The sequence below is a fragment of the Geomonas propionica genome (assembly GCF_016458235.1).
In the GTDB taxonomy this organism is placed as follows: Bacteria; Desulfobacterota; Desulfuromonadia; order Geobacterales; family Geobacteraceae; genus Geomonas; species Geomonas propionica.
Genome location: NZ_JAEMHK010000004.1, coordinates 86806 through 103519, shown reverse-complemented (window position 1 = coordinate 103519; position 16714 = coordinate 86806). Strand labels below are relative to the sequence as shown.

Annotated in this window: 15 protein-coding genes; 12 read left to right on the top strand and 3 right to left on the bottom strand. The window is 57.1% G+C overall.

Annotated features, from left to right (window positions below):
- The first annotated feature begins 470 nt into the window (after positions 1-470).
- From JFN90_RS06945 to JFN90_RS06915, 7 genes are all read left to right on the top strand, one after another.
- Positions 471-719 (top strand): hypothetical protein, encoded by a 249-nt coding sequence (locus JFN90_RS06945; protein WP_199394390.1) that lies wholly within the window; start codon positions 471-473, stop codon positions 717-719.
- Positions 720-1186: 467 nt separating this feature from the next.
- Positions 1187-2032: a phage integrase N-terminal domain-containing protein gene (locus tag JFN90_RS06940; RefSeq protein ID WP_199394389.1), complete on the top strand. Its 846-nt coding sequence runs from the start codon at positions 1187-1189 to the stop codon at positions 2030-2032.
- 357 nt (positions 2033-2389) lie between these two features.
- The gene (locus JFN90_RS06935) at positions 2390-2977 is read left to right on the top strand and encodes a DUF6988 family protein (RefSeq protein WP_199394388.1); all 588 of its coding nucleotides are present in this window, start codon (positions 2390-2392) and stop codon (positions 2975-2977) included.
- A gap of 42 nt (positions 2978-3019) precedes the next feature.
- Positions 3020-3319, top strand: coding sequence for a hypothetical protein (locus JFN90_RS06930; protein WP_199394387.1), 300 nt, complete (start codon positions 3020-3022; stop codon positions 3317-3319).
- Positions 3306-3998 carry a DUF4124 domain-containing protein gene (locus JFN90_RS06925; protein WP_199394386.1) on the top strand — a complete coding sequence of 231 codons (693 nt, stop codon included), beginning with the start codon at positions 3306-3308 and terminating at the stop codon, positions 3996-3998. Before JFN90_RS06930 ends, JFN90_RS06925 begins: the two co-directional genes overlap by 14 nt.
- A gap of 94 nt (positions 3999-4092) precedes the next feature.
- Entirely contained in the window at positions 4093-4848 is a 756-nt protein-coding gene (locus JFN90_RS06920) for an endonuclease domain-containing protein (protein WP_199394385.1), read from the top strand.
- A 296-nt stretch (positions 4849-5144) separates the two neighbouring features.
- The gene (locus JFN90_RS06915) at positions 5145-5483 is read left to right on the top strand and encodes a zinc ribbon domain-containing protein YjdM (RefSeq protein ID WP_199394384.1); all 339 of its coding nucleotides are present in this window, start codon (positions 5145-5147) and stop codon (positions 5481-5483) included.
- A gap of 171 nt (positions 5484-5654) precedes the next feature.
- Here JFN90_RS06915 and JFN90_RS06910 read toward each other — a convergent pair whose 3' ends face one another.
- From JFN90_RS06910 to JFN90_RS06900, 3 genes are read right to left on the bottom strand one after another with little or no spacing between them, the layout of a single operon-like run.
- Positions 5655-8270, bottom strand: coding sequence for a DUF1566 domain-containing protein (locus JFN90_RS06910; protein WP_199394383.1), 2616 nt, complete (start codon positions 8268-8270; stop codon positions 5655-5657).
- Between the two features lie 40 nt (positions 8271-8310).
- Positions 8311-8913, bottom strand: coding sequence for a hypothetical protein (locus JFN90_RS06905; protein WP_199394382.1), 603 nt, complete (start codon positions 8911-8913; stop codon positions 8311-8313).
- 57 nt (positions 8914-8970) lie between these two features.
- Positions 8971-9603: an Lcl C-terminal domain-containing protein gene (locus tag JFN90_RS06900; RefSeq protein WP_199394381.1), complete on the bottom strand. Its 633-nt coding sequence runs from the start codon at positions 9601-9603 to the stop codon at positions 8971-8973.
- A gap of 352 nt (positions 9604-9955) precedes the next feature.
- Between JFN90_RS06900 and JFN90_RS06895 the strand changes: the two genes are divergently transcribed.
- The 5 genes from JFN90_RS06895 to JFN90_RS06875 all read left to right on the top strand — a co-directional run bounded on the left by JFN90_RS06895 (position 9956) and on the right by JFN90_RS06875 (position 16582).
- Entirely contained in the window at positions 9956-11182 is a 1227-nt protein-coding gene (locus tag JFN90_RS06895; RefSeq protein WP_199394380.1) for a tetratricopeptide repeat protein, read from the top strand.
- A gap of 63 nt (positions 11183-11245) precedes the next feature.
- Positions 11246-12127, top strand: a complete 882-nt coding sequence (locus JFN90_RS06890) for a prolipoprotein diacylglyceryl transferase (RefSeq protein ID WP_199394379.1) — start codon at positions 11246-11248, stop codon at positions 12125-12127.
- 196 nt (positions 12128-12323) lie between these two features.
- On the top strand, positions 12324-13964 hold the full coding sequence (locus JFN90_RS06885; RefSeq protein ID WP_236018904.1) for a c-type heme family protein: 1641 nt from the start codon (positions 12324-12326) through the stop codon (positions 13962-13964).
- Positions 13907-15127, top strand: coding sequence for a diguanylate cyclase (locus tag JFN90_RS06880; RefSeq protein ID WP_199394378.1), 1221 nt, complete (start codon positions 13907-13909; stop codon positions 15125-15127). The genes JFN90_RS06885 and JFN90_RS06880 overlap by 58 nt, the downstream gene beginning before the upstream one ends.
- An 87-nt stretch (positions 15128-15214) precedes the next feature.
- Positions 15215-16582, top strand: coding sequence for a sigma-54 interaction domain-containing protein (locus tag JFN90_RS06875; protein WP_199394377.1), 1368 nt, complete (start codon positions 15215-15217; stop codon positions 16580-16582).
- Positions 16583-16714 lie beyond the last annotated feature (132 nt).

Sequence of the window (16714 nt, the reverse complement as noted above, 5' to 3'; positions counted from 1 at the left end):
CAGGTCTTAAACCGCGAGCGCTTTATACACACTTCTATGAGATTCAAATTCTGATTCCAGTTTTCCTGAAAATATCCGATATAGAATATTATTCTTCCCCTTGGGGTATTTCTTTAGCCAACGGCTAGAGATTCGCCGGTTCGTTCCGGACACAGATGGAGTTGAATTATACCTAACGCTTGGTCCGTGTTTTGGCGCTCGTTCAACTTCAGAAACGACCCAGAGCGATGGCAAAAAACTCCACTTGCGTCTTCTCGACTTAAACGATGGCGCTGGAGATGTTCGACAGCATTTAATTGGCTACTGTGTGTCTATCCTGGCCAAAGTTACCTCCTCATCCCCTCACCAAATCCCCGACGAAATTTTTTAAGCTGCTGTCGGAAAATTTCTTTAGTTCTCTCCCCACAAAATTGTCTGCCCTATATGGCATCCCTTAAAAAGCAGGCAATCTAACAACCGGAGGAGAACATATGAATTCAATGTACATGGATTTCAAAGGCACGTTGCCGACACGCGTAGAGGAACGGGCTCTAGCCGTTTCGTTGGTGATAGGGCTGCAGCCTGGTACTGTGGATGTGGTTTTAAGATTCCTAACGGTACTTTTAAATGACGATCCTTTGGCGTTAGTTCCGGTTTTGGCGGTATTGACGGCTGAAGAGTTTGAGGACATCAGCAACATGCTGATGGAAATTCTGGCGCACACCCAGAATAACGGATAAAGCCGCTGTCTGAATGGGTACAGGTAGGTGCCTCCAGCAATTAGTGTGGAGGCACCATTTTTATGCGGAAGGTTTACGCCGCTGTCTAGCGTGCGAGCGCGTCTCTTGCTGGTCCGCTCAGGACCACCAGCAAGAGACGCGCTCGTAACTCCACGAATTTATTCGTGTAAAAATAGCTTTAGCAAGAGATTGTCTGGAGACGGAATTCGCTAAGCACCCCATCCTGCCTAAAACTCCCTCCCACGTACTTCGCCCCACCGCATCCGGGAAGCTGCGGCTTCCGGTACCGTCACTCAATCGTTGCCGTCATAGACGCAAGCGAAATCCCTTGGGATTTTGCAGCTGATTGATGTTTGCACGAGATTCGGCACCTCGGGCCGTCGTCTCCGCAAACGCCCGTCACGGGCATGACACCTACACTCAACGCAGAATTGGCCGCATGCGGCGGCAATAAAGGGGGAAGCACTATGGGAAAAATGAGTTTAGAAAGGCAGGCATTGGAGCGCATTGGTAAAAACTGGTCGAAGGCGAGCGAAACCCGCGAGAAGTTGCTGAACAATGTGTCGCAGTTTACACGATTCATTGAGAATCGCTACCACCTAGAGCGTATCGAAAATCTGAAACCGGGCATGATAACCGCCTATGCAGCCGACATGGCTGTGCAGGGATTGTCAGCGTCTACGATGGCAAACAGGATGACAGCAGTTCGCCAAATCTGCGGTGCCATTGGCAAACAGGGAATCTGCTCCAAAGAGAATTTTGCGTATGGCATTGAGCGCGTCCGGGTTAATCCGCAGTCGGTGAATGTGGGAAAACTGGAAGAGATCCGTAGCGTGCTCGCAGAGCGCGCCGCATGCGGAAATCGGGTGGCTCAAATGATGGTCGCCGCGGATAGTCTCCGGTGTAACTTTGGGCTGCGCGCAAAAGAGAGTTTACTGACAACAAAGGTCATTGAACAGGACGGAAAGCCTTTTCTGAAGGTTGAAGGTGCCAAAGGAGGGCGAGTGCGCCTTTTGCCAGTAGACTCCCCTATAAAAGAAGCAGCAGTGAAGTTGGTGCAAGAAACAGCAATACAGCTCGGAAGTGGAACAGGCCGAATAATTCCGCCGGAGATGTCGCTAAAGGCGGCGTACGATGCCCAGCGCAATTTGTGGCGGGCATTAGGTGGAACGAAGGCGAGCAGCGCCAACATCCACGGTGAAAGACACCTTCATGCGAGAGAAATGCATGCCGATGGTGCTACACGAAAAGAGATAATGGTCGATCTCGGCCACGGTGAAAGTCGTTCACCTGCAGCCTATGGGGTGACATGATGTGAGAATGCAGATGTGCCGGGGGCGGGCGCATCTGCATTTTTTTTGAGCGAATGGTGGTACATGAAGGTGCGCAAGCTGAGGGCCGGTTTTAGATCGCCGGCGGGGGACAGGGTACTCTAGCAGCATATTACATGCTCAACAAGATGCAGGAGTGATTCCTCTTTGCCGGGATGAACTCTGTACTGACGAAAACACCGGTCTTCGGATTGGGATGCTGGAAATATGTTTGCAGTGTTTGTCAGTTCACCTTTGACATTGATTAGGACGCGATATATATTGCCGTTTAATGATTGTGTGGCGTATCGGTCGCCGATAGTACGGTTAAAAACCGAAAGTTCCGAGAGCTAGACTCCAATGTCAAATCTTATTCAAAAATCGAAAAGTATATCTGCTTTCATCGATGACTCGATTCATGGAGCAAGAATCTCAACCGGTAAACGGGACCTCATAGCCGGGGGGTGCTTCGATGTGGTCTTGGAGCACCAAAAGTCGATAACGTTGCTGGTTGAGGCACATCTCTTTGGCTCAGGCTTTGCGTTATTACGTGCGGTTTTTGAGGGCTACGTTAGAGGACTCTGGATTCTGTACGCTGCAAGTGATGAGGATGTCATCAAGTTCTTCGAAGATAAAGTTGACATCAGTGTCGCCCAAATGATCAATAAAATTGAAGAACTCCCTAGTTTTGACGTTCATGTACTATCCACAATAAAGGGATCCTCTTTTTCATCTATGTGCAGCTATACCCACGGTGGATGGAGCCAAATTGGACGTAGATTTAATAATAAGTATATAGAATCAAATTACTCGGAAGAAGAAGTTGACGAGGTTTTGGATTTTGCAAATATTCTTGCGCTGTTAGCGGCACATGAAATCTCGAAGATGACTAATAACCAGGATATCGTGAAGAAAGTGACAATGTTCTTCATGCAAAGCACCCAGTAGGCCTGACATAGTTGAAAGATATCAATATAAAGGAGTGTGCAAGTGACGGCCATATTAGAGATGTCGAAAAACAAAGAAGCATTTGGTGCTTCAACTGTAACAGAATATAAATTCTTCATACATGGTCTTCCAGACTTCATCCAAGGGCGCATTACGGAGATGCCAAATGCTGGCAATCTTCCTTTTTTATGGGAGGTAAGCCATTTTTGGGCGGCCAAGCCTGAAGGCCATTTCTACTACCCCAGCAGTCATGAATTTGGAACTTTTGAAGAAGCCTATGAATCTATGCACGCATATCTCGAAGGAATGACCCCCCACTTTAAAAGAAATGACAATTATTGAAGAAATATTAGAAATTAGAACACTTACTTGGGAGGATTGGGCCATGTTGGGCGGAAGGGATAAAGAATATTTAAATACTGCCTTAAGTTTCTTACTTGGGATCTGTATAATATTTGTACCTGTTGCGTATGGCGAAACCTATAAATGGGAAGACGAAAAAGGAACCCACTTCACAGATAATCTTTCTTCAGTACCTAAAAAATATAGAAAAAATGCAGCTGCTGAAGTGAGGGAGGATATATCTTCTACTCAATTTGAACTTGATGAGCAAACTGAGCATCTGAAAACAAAGGCGAAAGTAGAAACAAAAAGGACCGCACAAGAAGCTGTAGATAGAGCTAGAAGAGAGCTATCCAAAATACCGCCACTGAAAACTGCCGAGGATTTTGGAGGCAATGGTAGCAACTCCGCAAAAGACAATGCTGCCTTCATAAAGGCCAGAGAGTATAATGCAAAGATAGTAAGGGATAGAGAATTCAAATTACGTGAATTGGCTCTTGCTTTAAGAGACAGGGACGGACGCTCACAAGAAGCTGAGTCAATACTTGCAGATATCGAGGCTGACAGGCGTGAGAGGCGTGAACGGGAAGCAGATAATAGAAGAAATTTGAACAACTTTATGATGGAGCAACGATTAAATCAAAGAATTGATAACATAAAGAAAGGACGCGATTACTAGATAATTTCGACAACCCGCTGGTTGATCCCCGGCACTGTACTTTCTGTGTATTACTTTCGCCACCTTTCAGTAATGGACAGCGGTCAACATTAGAATGAAAATAATATACTCTGATAATGTTAAAAATTTGGCCAAAGAATGTAGCAAGCTAAGCTACTTGGCTGATAAATACGAGTTGAGAAATGTTGCATTGCCACTCAGACCAAATAAACCCAATGTTCCAAGGTTTGCACCCTGGTATTTTATAACTATAATATTACCTATATTGTTTGTATTTATGGTTGTATTTCATGTTTATCTTCATCTCAAATATATTAAAAGTTTAAATCATTATAATAATCTGCTGATTAAGTGGGAGTTAGATAAAGACAAAATCATATTTGAAAATTTGCGTAATAAAAACGCCCTGTCTATTTTATATGACTCTGCAATGATTGATAGTGAAGAATTTAATAATTACAGAACTAGCAAAATAATGAAGCATTTAAAACTACAACCAGAGACTACTGATAGTATTGAAGACGCAAGAAAGTTTGGCTATGTCACAAAATATGAAGACACATTATATGCCAAACTTTCACAAAAAATACGAATTGTGAGACAGGTTTTTACACCGACTGGACACTCAGTAGATTTCATTGCTTTCAACCTTTATAAAAACACTGCATGGGCCATTGAAGTTGATGGTAGTTATCACAGCACAGCAAAAATGATAGAAAAGGACAGACTAAGAGAAGCAGTGTTGCTAAACAATGGAATTAACATAATAAGAATTAGCAACTCAGAAATAACTAGCGACATAGATTCAATTGTCGCAGAAATTCAAAGGATTATGGATAGCGTGTTTTAGAAGTCCACTCAGATCATGTTACCCACACGCATCTCGCGGTTGTATCCTTTCGCGTTTCTTTCGCCAATTTGTTTGCACCTAACGGAATGGGATGGACTATTTTGGACTCTAGGCCAGCAGAAATTCCGGTTAAACATTTTGAATTCGTTGAAAATATCAACTTGTGCCCGTTGGGTTGTATTGGAGGGAGCGGGTTCGAACCCCGTTTCCCGCTCCAAAATTTCAGACCCCGGTGGCCACACGGCTGCCGGGGTTTTTTCGTTTCGGTCCCAATTTCACGTTTCACAAGGAGTCACATGTCCACCCTGCCCAAATGTCCTTCCTGCAGTTCCGAATACACCTACGAAGACGGCGCGCTCTACGTCTGCCCCGAGTGCGGCAACGAGTGGCCACAGGCCGCAGCGGAGGCCGCACCGGAGGAAAGCGTGGTGCGTGACGCCTTCGGCAACCAGCTCCAGGACGGCGACTCCGTCACCGTGATCAAGGATCTGAAGCTCAAGGGCTCCTCGCTGGTGGTGAAGGTCGGCACCAAGGTCAGGAACATCCGTCTCGTCGACGGCGACCACGACATCGACTGCAAAATCGACGGCATCGGCGCCATGCAGCTGAAGTCGGAGTACGTCAAGAAGGCGTGACCCCTGGTGTCGGCGGCGTGCACGCCAATGCCGCCATGTGGGGCGATCCGCACCTGAAGAACACCTGCATGATTGACAAGGTGGGGGGGTCTCGTCGAGCACATCCGAAGCTGAAAAAAGAAAACCCCGGTGGCCTCAAGGCCGCCGGGGGTTTTTAATATCATGCTTCAACTACCAGTTAACGGCCCCCACCAGCTTGCGGAGCATGATGATCAGATCGGCAAGGTCGATGGTCCCGTCGGGGACGGGCCTGCCGTCAGCGCCCAGCGGGGCCACGTCGAACAGCCCCTTGTCGGCGTCGGAGAGTTGCGCCTCTCCCTGCACTGACCGGTACGCCGCCTGCACCTCGGCCAGCGTATAGCTGTTGGCGGCGAAGCTCGCGGCGACCGTGTGCGGGGCGGTCACGTTGGTGATGACATAGTTGCTGTTGGCGACCAGGCCCAGGCTGTCGCTGCCGTTGTCGGTAAGGGTGGCGAGGTGAAAGCCTGCCTTGGGGGGCATGATGCAGGTGGCACTGCCGCCATGGATGGTTTCGGTGGTGCAGCTTATGGTGCCCATGTCGTCGGCGCTGGTGGCGGTTACCGGGTAGAAGATGGCGCTGAAAGTGACGGCGATGGCGCAGTCCGCGGTAACCGGGGAGGTGGCGTAGGTCGTGCCGGTGAGCACGCCTCCACAACCGCTAACGGAGGCGATGCGGTAGCCGGTATCTGGTGACAGGGAGAAGCTCGCCACGGTCCCGTACTCTACGGTCTGCGCCGTCGCCGGGCTGATGCCGCCATGGGCGGCTGCGGACGGGGTGACCTGGTGTGTGTCGATGCCAAAGGCCGCCGCCACGGTGACGTTGCCGGTAACACCGGTGAGAGCCAGGGGATTGGCGGTCGAGCTGAAACCGTTGCTCCCGGTCCAGCCCAGGAAATGGTAGCCGGTCGCGGGGACGGCCGTAACGGCCGTGGTGCTGCCGCCATGGTTGACGGTCTGTACCGCGGTTCCGGTAAGCGTGCCGTGGTCGCCTGCCGCGTAGCTGACGGTGTAGGTGTTGATCGCGAACACGGCGCGTAGATCATGGTTCGCCGTCACCGCGGTGAAGGGGTAGGTGTAGGAGGAGGTCCCGGCGGCGGCCGGTTGGTTCGAGGTGTCGACCGCGACAGCCGCGATGTGATAGCCGGTGTCCGCCAGCGCGGTGCAGGAGACGGTCCCGTTATAGTCGACCGCAGCGGCCGGGGTGCAGTCGATCCTCCCACCGCTGCTGCTGGTGGTGGCAATGGTGTACCTGATCGGCGTGAAGGATGCGGTGACGCCGCAGTCGGCGGTTATGGCCCCGGTGGTGTAAGTGGCACCGGTCAGGGTTCCGCCGCATCCTGCCGCAGAGGCCGGCTGGTAGCCGGTGTCGGGCGCCAGGGTGAAGGTGGTCACCCCCTGGTAGGAGACGGTCTGGGGCGACGATGGGATGAGCCTCCCGTTGGCCGTGCCGCCCGGCGTGACCAGGTGGGTGTCGAGGGCGAAGTGGGCGGTCACCACGAGCCCGGCCGAGACGTCGGTAACCGTCAGCGGATTTACGGTCGTGGTGATGAAGCCGTTGTTCCCGGTCCAATTGACGAAGTGAGAACCGGTGCCGGGGACGGCCGTGACCGCAGAGGCGGTTCTCCCATGATCGACGTTCTGGTTGCTGCTGCCGGTGATGCTGCCGTTACCGTCGACGGTGAAGGTGAGCTGGTAGTTGTTCAGGGCGAATGCCACTGCCATGGTATGGTCGGCGTTCACCGGGCCGAATGAATAGGTATAGCTTGTCCCGCCTGCTGTCGGTTGGTCGACGCCGTCGACGGTGACCGTGGCGACGTGGTTCCCGGCTGTCGCAGTCGCCGTGCAGGTGACGTCGGTGCCGTAGGTGACGGACGGCGCCGGCGTGCAGGTGAGGGAACCGCTGCCGGTCTTGCTGGTTGCGATGGTGCAGGTGAGCGGTGTGAAGGAGAAGTCCACCGAGCAATCGGCGGTGGCGACCCCAAGCTCGTAGACGTTGCCGTTGAACGACCCCGGCGGGCAGGTCCCGCTGACGTTGCCGGCCAGCAGGTAGCCGGTGTCCGGTGCAACCGTGAACGCTACAGGCGAGCCATAGGGCACGGTGAGCGGGTTCGTGGAGGTGATACTGCCGTTGCCGCTTGCTATGGCGGCGGTCAGGGTGACCTGGACGGGGTTGCGCACCAGCATCATCATGCGACCGGGGACGGGAGGGGTATTCCAGCTTTCCGGGTAGGCAGCCCCGACCGGGTGGACGATCCACTTGTAGGCCCCGGCGTAGTTGAGGTCGGTGTCCGAGGTCCAGTAATAGGTGTGCTGACCGTTCACGAAGCCCTGGCTGTTCAACCACGCCCCGCCGTCGGAGACGTTCTGGCTGCTGATGCTCAACAATTCCTTGCGGTTGGGGAGCCGCCAGTCCCCGGCCACGGAGCCGTCGGTGAGGCCGCACGAGCCGCTGGCGAAGGAGTTCGCCGTGTCCAGTGCCTGTTGCCATTCGAGGCTGCCAAAGCAGTTGGCATTCTGCAGCCAGACCAGCCCCGTCAGCGTGTCGGTCAAAGTGCCGTTGCCATTATCGGTAAAGCGCGGCGACGGCCACTCATGACCGAGCTGCGTCTCGCCATCCATGCCGGTGCCGGCGCAGTCTATTATGGTGGCGCTGACGTCCCAGCAAAGGGTCTGGCCGGTCCTGGGGAGTTGTATGGTCGCGGCGGGTGCCGCGGGCGCAGATAGTACCAGTACCAAAAAACATAGCGCTATATTGATGAGCCACATGACGACCTCCTGATCGGTTCCACGCCAAAATGGTCGGCGTCTACTCTATGGCCGCGCTGAAGGTGGGCGAGAGGCCGGTGATGGTGGCTCCCCGCAGGTCGACAGCCCGGAAGTCGGTGGTGGAGAAATCCGATGACTTGGGAAAACTTCCGTCGCTGATGCCGCAATAGATCTTGGCGAACTCGCCGGTCGTGAACCCGGCCGGGGCGCTGCTGGCCAGGACCACCTTCAGCGAACCCGGCGTGCTGGCCGTGGACGGGACGAGGGTGGTCAGCGTCACGGCGGTCTGGGCCGTGGTCTGTCCCGAACCGGTCACCACTCCGGCGGCTACGGCGCCGTTGGCGTCGGTGGCGACCGTTACCCCCGCGGGAATGCCCAAGGTTACCGTGAGCCCGGCGATGGCGGTATCCTGCGGCAGAGACCCCTGCGTCGACAGGGTCACTACCGCACTGGTCGGCTGTACCGGCGCTGGCGGGGGCGAGGGTGGGGTTACCGTGCCGCCGGTGCCGTTGTCGCCCGTCCCCCCCCCGGTTCCGCCGCCTCCTGTGCCGCCACTGCTGCTGCTGGTTCCGGCACTGCCACCTCCGCCCCCGCAACCGAGGGTCAGCAACAACAAGCACACCAGCAAAATGTATCGGACCATCTGGCACCTCCTGCCCTCCGGGCGCTTAGCGTCGGGCTGTCGATTATGCTCTCTTGGTTAGCGTCCTCCCCGCACCGGCCACACGAAGTGCGGATCCAGCGTCTTGCTGGCGCCGTTGACCGCACCGTCCGGAAAGTAGACGTAGCGGGCCCGCAGCGGGTGGAACGCATTGGTAGTCGAAGACAAGTAGCCGGTGTTCTGCACGTTAGTGAAGGGGTGTCCGGTGGGGAGAGCTGGGTTGATGTTGGAAATGTCCACCAGGCTCTCCAGTTCGAGAATGTTGGGCAGGCGCCAGTCACCGGCAACGGAGTTGTCGGACAGGCCACAGGTCCCGGAATGAAGGTTCTTGGCGAGGCTCAGCGCATCCATCCAGAGCTGGGGACCGAAGCAGTTGGCCTGCTTGAGCCAGATGAGCCCGGTGAGGTTGTCGGTGACGGTGCCGTCGTTGTGGTCGGTAAAGCGGGGGGATGGGGGCGCCAATCCCATTTGCAGTTCACCGTCCTGCCTGGTTCCCGCACAGGGTATCTCTGTCCCCGCCGTGTCGTAGCATGCCTTTTGCCCGGTCTTCGGCAGTTGAACCACGCCGGCGTCCGCATCCGGTAACAGTGTGACCACCAGGAGTAGGACAACCGCGAGGAAGCTGAACCACCTTTTGCTTACGTGACCGGTGATGATGTTTTTGCCTATCATGGTCTGCCTCCTTATGTTGCACAACTGGGTGGCAAGGGGACGGTGATGCGTGGTTAACGGAATCTAATGTTACTGGAGAAGGCGGATGCGGCAATGGTCACAGATCACAATTTAGGTAAGTAATTTCCGCACTTCACCGGGGAAATGGAGGTCCGGAAATTTAGTTTTACGAAAACAATTAACTGCTTTTCGTCGGTAGCTGTGAGTTACACTCTGAAGCCTTGGTGCCTCCCAGTGCTGATTCCCCTCGCCTGTCAGATACAGTCTTGCAAAAAGTTACAGAATCCTATACCTTTGCGGCGCGAGAATTCTCCCCGGCACCACGGAAAAGGGCCGGCAAAAGGATCACCACATGGGCATATTCGACAAGATATTTGGGAAAGACTCTACGCAGAGCAGGGCCGCCACCCCGGTCAGGGCCACCACACCTGTCAGGCAGATGACCTTCCTCACCGCGCTGTCGATGCATGCGCGCGGCGAACTGGAGCCGGTGCTCGCCGCCTATGCCGGCATGGTGGAACGGGACCCCGACGACCTCTTGGCGCTCTTTTTCACCGCCGCCGCCAAGGCGGAGACCGGGAACGTGGAGCAGGCGGTGCAGACTCTGCGGGAAGTGAGCGAACGGCTTGCCGAGAGGGAGGAGAGCATATCCCGCGCGGTGGTGGTCGAACTGTCCAACCTGCTGGTCGATGATTCGGTGACGGTGAAACGTCCCGCCATCAACGAGGTGGTGGTTGCCTTTGGGGACCTGCTCAAGAAGGAAGGGTACATCCGGGAGGGCGCCATCTGTTTCGAGATAGCCACCGGCCTTGCCCCCGACAATGCCCACATGCTGCACAAGCTGGGGGACGCCCTGCACGATCTGCGCTTGTACGACTACGCAGAGTCCGTGCTGAAAGAGGCGCTCAAGCATGCTCCTTACCACTTCGGCGCGCTCTACACCTATGCGGTCCTCTTGCAGGACCTTGGGCGCAACGACGAGGCCATCGCTCACTACGAGAAGGCGGCCAAGTTGGTCCCCACCCATGTAAGCTGCCAGAACAACTTCGGTGCTGCGCTGCTGCGGGCGAACCGGGTGGACGAGGCGCTGGAACACTGCAGCACCGCGCTGGAGCTGGACCCCAAGGCGCCGTTGGTAAAGATCAACCTGGGCTATATCTACCTGGTCAAGCAGGACTTCGCCGCGGCTGCCAAGAGCTTCAGCGGCGCCATCGAACTCGACGACCAACTCGCCCCGGCCTACTTCGGGCTGGCATCGGCTAAGCAGGCCCTTGGGGCAGACCCGCAGACGATCAGGGAACTCTACCTGAAAGTGATCGAGGTCAATCCCTCCATTGCAGAGGCCCATCACGCCTTGGCCAACCTTCTTGCGAGCCAGAGCGACCCCCAGGCGCTGGTCCACTACGCCAACGCCCTGCAACTGAACAGTTCGCTCCCCAACCTGCGCCGTGACTACGGCTACGCCTGTCTGCAGCAGGGGAAGCGGGACGAGGCACTGGAACAATTGAAGCTTGCAGTAATGCTGAACCCGGACGATGCCACGGCACGCGATCTCCTTGCACAGGTGCAGGCAACCTAAAGAAGACGGTTTCCTGGGCGTGCCCGGTTTTTCATTGTGATGATTATTTGAAGGAGGTGTGTGATGTACCGCTCGCTGTTTGTCCTTCTGCCACTTCTGGCTGCTGTCATGACCGGTCCCGCCTTTGCCGAAGAGTCGGGAGAAAAACAAGCCGAGGTGCCTCTGTGGCGCCAGACAACGAAGGGCACCGCTTCATCCCCGGATGCTAAACCGGAGGCCGTCAAACCTGAACTCAAGCCGGAGGCTGCACAGGAGGCTTCGCAAGAGGTGAAGCAGGAAGGGGCCCAGGAGCCCAAACCTGAAGCTCAGCCGGAGGCTGCACCAGATGCTGCACCGGAGGCCAAGCCAGATGCTGCACCGGAGGCCAAGCCAGATGCTGCACCGGAGACCAAGCCGGATGCTGCACCGGAGGCCAAGCCGGATGCTGCACCGGAGGCCAAGCCGGATGCTGCACCGGAGACCAAGCACGACGCTGCGCCGGGGACGAAGCAGGAAGCCAAGCAGGAAGGTGGGCAGCAAGCCCAACCCACTCAGGAGGCGGGCAAGGCCGTCGGCAAGGAAATTGATTTCGGTACCCAGGAGCAGTACCGCTCCTGCATGTATTCCGAAGATCACATCAAGGACCTGCGCAAGATGCTGGAAGAGCACATCGCCCAGAACAACGAAGCGATGATGGAGATAAAGAAGCAGGCCGCCGCGCTGCTCGAAATGCAGCGCAAAGTTGTGCTTTCGGATGACGCCCAAGTAGAGGAGTTCAACAGGCGCACCCAGGAACACAACCTGGTGGTCAAGGCTGCCAACGAGGCTTCCGACAAGCTGAAGCGTGAACTGGAATCCTTCAACGACAAGTCCATAGAGCACAATCAGAATTGCGCTTCCTTGATCGTCAAGATGTCAGACCGCGATGCGGTCATAAAAGAGCGCACCCCTGCCGTAAGCCAATAGCTCATGATGGCGGGCACCCTTTCGGGTGCCCGCCATCGGTTTTTGCCGTCTCTTCCAGCTCCCTCAACACCCCTCTCTTTTTAAAAAATTCTGTTTCTTGACTTGGGTCAATGAGTATCCCGCGTCCAGGCCATAGGTTCAGCGACTGTTACATCAATCGCGGCCGCTGCTGGTGGCCAGATAGTGGGGAACAGTCATGGAGCATTCCCAACAGCCGGCCGCTCTCAGTGCACCTCAGAGCTTGACCTGTTACAAGTGGGGACTCGTCCTCGGTTGGACCGCGGTCATAGCCCTCCTGCTGGTAATCAACTACGGCCACGAACGGTCTCAGGCCGTTGAGACCGCGCGCACCCAGGCCAGGAGCCAGTGCCAGCGGGATCTCACCTACAGGCATTGGAACGCCGCTTACGGCGCAGTCTACGTCCCCGTTTCCCCACAGATCCCGCCGAACCCGTACCTGGCCGAGGTCCCCGAGCGTGACCTCTTCACCACCGACGGTAAGCATCTCACCCTGGTGAACCCGGCCTACATGAGTCGGCTCGTCTTCGATCTCGCCGCCCGGTCCTACGGTGATAAGGGGCACATCACCAGTCTCAAACCCTTACGCCCGGAGAACAGCCCCGACAGGTGGGAAACCGCCGCCTTGAATGCCTTCGCCCGCGGCTCCCAGGAAGAAAGCTCGGTGGTAGAGATGAACGACGGCAGCTTTCTCAGGCTGATGGAACCGCTGAAGACGGAGGCCGAGTGCCTCAGGTGCCACGGCAAGCAGGGGTACCGAATCGGCGAGGTGCGCGGGGGGCTCAGCGTTGCCGTGCCCATGGCGCCCCTCATGGCCATCGCCATGCAGAACTGCCTGGTCAATGCCGCAAGTTTCGCGCTGCTGTGGATACTTGGACTTCTCGGCATCGAGATCGGGGCAAGGAGCCTGCGCCGCACCATCGAGGAACGGGATCAGGCGGAGCTCAGGCTGATCGCGCTCAACCGCGACCTGACTGCCCGAGGCAGGGAACTCGAGGCCCTCAACCGCGAGCTCGATGCCTTCTGCTCGACGGTGTCCCACGACCTGCGCACGCCGCTCACAGCGGTGTCCGGCTACTGCCAGTTGCTGAAGTACATCCCGGCACAAAAACTCGGCGACTCGGAAGGGTACATCAACGCCATCCTCACCTCCGTCGACAAGATGGACGAACTTATCACCGCCTTGCTCAGGTTCGCGCGGGTGAGCACCAATGAACTGGTCCTTGCGGAGGTGGATGTCACGGCGCTCGCCGACGATGTCGCCGCCGGCCTGATGGCCCGGGAACCGCTGCGGCCGGCTATTTTCAGCATCACCAAGGGGATGAGAGCGCGTGCCGACGCTGCGCTTTTGCGGGTGGTAATGCAGAACCTCATTGGGAACGCCTGGAAGTACAGCGCACATGTGCCGGAGACGTGCATCGACGTGGGCGTGCTCCGCCGTGGGGGACGGGAGTTCTTTTTTGTCAGGGACAACGGCATCGGTTTCGACAACAGCAACGCCGAACGGGTCTTTGAGGCGTTCCAGCGGCTGGCAAACGCCGAAGCGTTCGAGGGGAGCGGCATTGGGCTCGCCACGGTTAAGAGGATCGTTCAGCGTCATGGAGGCCGGGGTCGGCTGCGAGGGAGAAGTGGGCAAAGGTGCAACCGTATATTTCTCACTGCCATAGGTCGGTCAGGGACGCAGCGGACGAGGGCGCACCAGGTCCTTGTGCAAGCTCACCCCCTCCGCGGAACCGGGACCACTCGCGGACCTACTCGCTTATGCTCGCGCTGGTCTGGACCATGGTATTCGCTCTCTCGGCGACGGCCAGCATCGTGAGCCTGCGGCACGAGGCCGACGCAATAGCGCAGAACATCGCGCGGGCTTACATCGACAAAGACATCCTGTACCGCAACTGGAACGCCCTGCACGGCGGCGTCTATGTGCCGCTGGACCAGGGGCTGGTGCCCAGTTCGCACTATCCCGCCACCATGCAGGAGCGCGAGGTGACGACACCTTCGGGACGGGTGCTGACCTTCGTCAATCCGGCCTACATGATGCGCCAGATCTACGAACTGGCGAGCAAGCAGAAAAATATCTCCGGACACCTGACCAGCCTGAAACCGCTGTGGCCGCAAAACGCTCCCTCCGTCTGGGAGGCCCAGGCCCTGCAGGCGTTCGAGCGTGGTGAGACGGAGGCGAGCAGCGAAGTCAGGGAGGGGGGGCGAAGCTACCTGCTGCTCATGCGTCCCCTTATCACCGACGAGAGCTGCCTTAAGTGCCATGCCGGGCAGGGGTACCGCAAGGGAGACGTGCGGGGCAGCATCAGCATCAAGCTCCCCCTGGAGCTGGTCCAGCCTGGCTTGCGCCAGCATTACATCCTGGTGTTGGCGGCGCACGGGGGGGTGTGGTTGCTGGGGCTTGGAGGGCTGTACGGAGGGTACCGGGATCTCAGGCGTCGCACCATTGAGCGCGACCTCGCCCTGGAGGAACTGACCCGGGTGAACACCCTCCTGGAAGACCAGGCGACAGTCGATCCCGTTACGGGAACCTTCAACCGGAGGAAGTTTAGGGAACTGCTCCAGGCCCGGTTGGCGGAGTTCAGCAGGTACCGCATCCCCATGGTGCTGGTTTTCTTCGACGTCGACCACTTCAAGTCGATCAACGACAACTACGGCCATGAAATCGGCGACGCAGTCCTGGTTCAGCTTGCCCAGGTGGTGAGCGGGATGATCCGCAAGACCGACGCCGTGGCCCGCTACGGCGGCGAGGAATTCGTCATCCTGCTTAACCACAACGACGTCGAAAGGGTGCGCAACCTCGTCGAGAGGATCAGGTGCCTTGTGGAAGATCATCCTTTCCCCCGGGTCGGCCGGGTGACCTGCAGCTTCGGGATCACCCAGTTTCAGCCCGGCGACACCGAGGAGACCGTGATACGGCGGGCGGACCAGGCCATGTATGCAGCCAAGCACTCCGGCAGAAACCGGGTCGAGGTCAGCTGACTCTTTGGTCAATTTTGACCTGGGTCATGGCCCGCGGCGCGGGATGGACTATCATCGCCGTTACCAAACGGTAACAGGAGGCGGTGCATGGCAGCTGCGGCAATGGATACGGAAGGAGTCTTCAGGGCCATCCTGACCAGCATGGGCGAGGGGATCATCTTCGCCGACCATACCAACAAGATCGTCTGCGTCAATGCGGCGGCCGAACAGATCCGTGGCATCGACGCCGCCAACTACCTCGGGCGTGACCTCCTTGCGATCCACTCGCCGCCGGCCCGGCCACGCATCGCTGCCATCCTGGCAAGCCTCAAAAGCGGAACCCTCGCCTTTCACACGCGTCCCCTGGAGGTCAAAGGACGCATCTTCGAGAACAGCTACTATCCCATCAAGGATGGCGAAGACAGCTTCGTCGGCACCCTCATGGTCAGCCGCGACATCACCGAGCGTGAACATCTAAAGGAAGAGATCTCGGTGCTGCGCGACCAGTTGCTGAGCGAACACTCCTTCGGCGGCATGATCGGCCGCAGTCCCGCCATGCAGCCCGTCTTCCAGATGATCCGCTCCACTGCCCCGCTCGATTCCACCATACTGATCACCGGAGAAAGCGGCACCGGCAAGGAGCTGGTGGCGCGCGAGCTGCACGGCAAGAGCCGCCGCAGCGGCTCCCCCCTCATCAAGATCAACTGCGCCGCCCTCCCAGAAAACCTCTTGGAATCTGAACTCTTCGGTTTCGAAAAGGGGGCGTTTACCGGCGCCATCAGGGAGCGCCAGGGCAAGTTCGAACAGGCCCACCGCGGCACTCTCTTTCTGGACGAGATCGGCGAACTCCCCCTTTCGGCACAGGCGAAGCTTTTGCGCGTCCTGCAGGAGAAAACCGTGGAGCGCATCGGGGGGAACCGCGAGATCCAGGTCGACGTGCGCATCGTGGCCGCCACCAACCGCGACCTGCGCCAGGACGTCGCCGCGGGACAGTTCCGGGAGGATCTCTTCTACCGCCTCAACGTGATCCCGATCGAGCTTCCTCCTTTGCGGGAGCGCCTGGAGGACATCCTGCCGCTGGCGACCATCTTCCTGTCCCGTTTCGCAGCGGATATGGAACGCCCGGAACTGAAGCTCTCCCGGGAGGCGAAGGAAGCCCTCTTGAGCCACCGCTACCCAGGCAACGTCAGGGAGCTCAAGAACGCCATGGAACGCGCCACCGCGCTTTGCAGCGGCGATACCCTGATGATCGATGACCTCCCTGGGGAATTCCGGCATGGCGCCCTAGCCGCGCAAGAAGCAGGGCCGGCGCGCTCACCTGCCCAAGGCTCGGTCCTCGCCAGCAAGTTGGATCACCGGGAGGCGGAGCTGATCGAACAGGCGCTGGCGGTTACCGGGGACCGGCGCGCCGAGGCCGCCCGCCTGCTGGGGATCTCCCGCAAGACCCTCTGGAAGAAGATGAAACGTTACCGGTAGGTAACGCCACGTTACCCAGCCACCACCATTTCTCCGGATACCCGCTCTCGAAAAGAACGATATTCTCATGATTTGCGGCTGAAGCTCGTCGTGGCACGCTCCCTGCTCAAGGTAATGTCACATCGTTACCAA

Excerpts from the sequence above, each read along its gene's own strand:
- JFN90_RS06945 (WP_199394390.1), top strand. The coding sequence starts at position 471 with ATGAATTCAATGTACATGGATTTCAAAGGCACGTTGCCGACACGCGTA.
- JFN90_RS06940 (WP_199394389.1), top strand. The coding sequence starts at position 1,187 with ATGGGAAAAATGAGTTTAGAAAGGCAGGCATTGGAGCGCATTGGTAAA.
- JFN90_RS06935 (WP_199394388.1), top strand. The coding sequence starts at position 2,390 with ATGTCAAATCTTATTCAAAAATCGAAAAGTATATCTGCTTTCATCGAT.
- JFN90_RS06925 (WP_199394386.1), top strand. The coding sequence starts at position 3,306 with ATGACAATTATTGAAGAAATATTAGAAATTAGAACACTTACTTGGGAG.
- JFN90_RS06920 (WP_199394385.1), top strand. The coding sequence starts at position 4,093 with ATGAAAATAATATACTCTGATAATGTTAAAAATTTGGCCAAAGAATGT.
- JFN90_RS06915 (WP_199394384.1), top strand. The coding sequence starts at position 5,145 with ATGTCCACCCTGCCCAAATGTCCTTCCTGCAGTTCCGAATACACCTAC.
- JFN90_RS06910 (WP_199394383.1), bottom strand. The coding sequence starts at position 8,270 with ATGTGGCTCATCAATATAGCGCTATGTTTTTTGGTACTGGTACTATCT.
- JFN90_RS06905 (WP_199394382.1), bottom strand. The coding sequence starts at position 8,913 with ATGGTCCGATACATTTTGCTGGTGTGCTTGTTGTTGCTGACCCTCGGT.
- JFN90_RS06900 (WP_199394381.1), bottom strand. The coding sequence starts at position 9,603 with ATGATAGGCAAAAACATCATCACCGGTCACGTAAGCAAAAGGTGGTTC.
- JFN90_RS06895 (WP_199394380.1), top strand. The coding sequence starts at position 9,956 with ATGGGCATATTCGACAAGATATTTGGGAAAGACTCTACGCAGAGCAGG.
- JFN90_RS06890 (WP_199394379.1), top strand. The coding sequence starts at position 11,246 with ATGTACCGCTCGCTGTTTGTCCTTCTGCCACTTCTGGCTGCTGTCATG.
- JFN90_RS06885 (WP_236018904.1), top strand. The coding sequence starts at position 12,324 with ATGGAGCATTCCCAACAGCCGGCCGCTCTCAGTGCACCTCAGAGCTTG.
- JFN90_RS06880 (WP_199394378.1), top strand. The coding sequence starts at position 13,907 with ATGCTCGCGCTGGTCTGGACCATGGTATTCGCTCTCTCGGCGACGGCC.
- JFN90_RS06875 (WP_199394377.1), top strand. The coding sequence starts at position 15,215 with ATGGCAGCTGCGGCAATGGATACGGAAGGAGTCTTCAGGGCCATCCTG.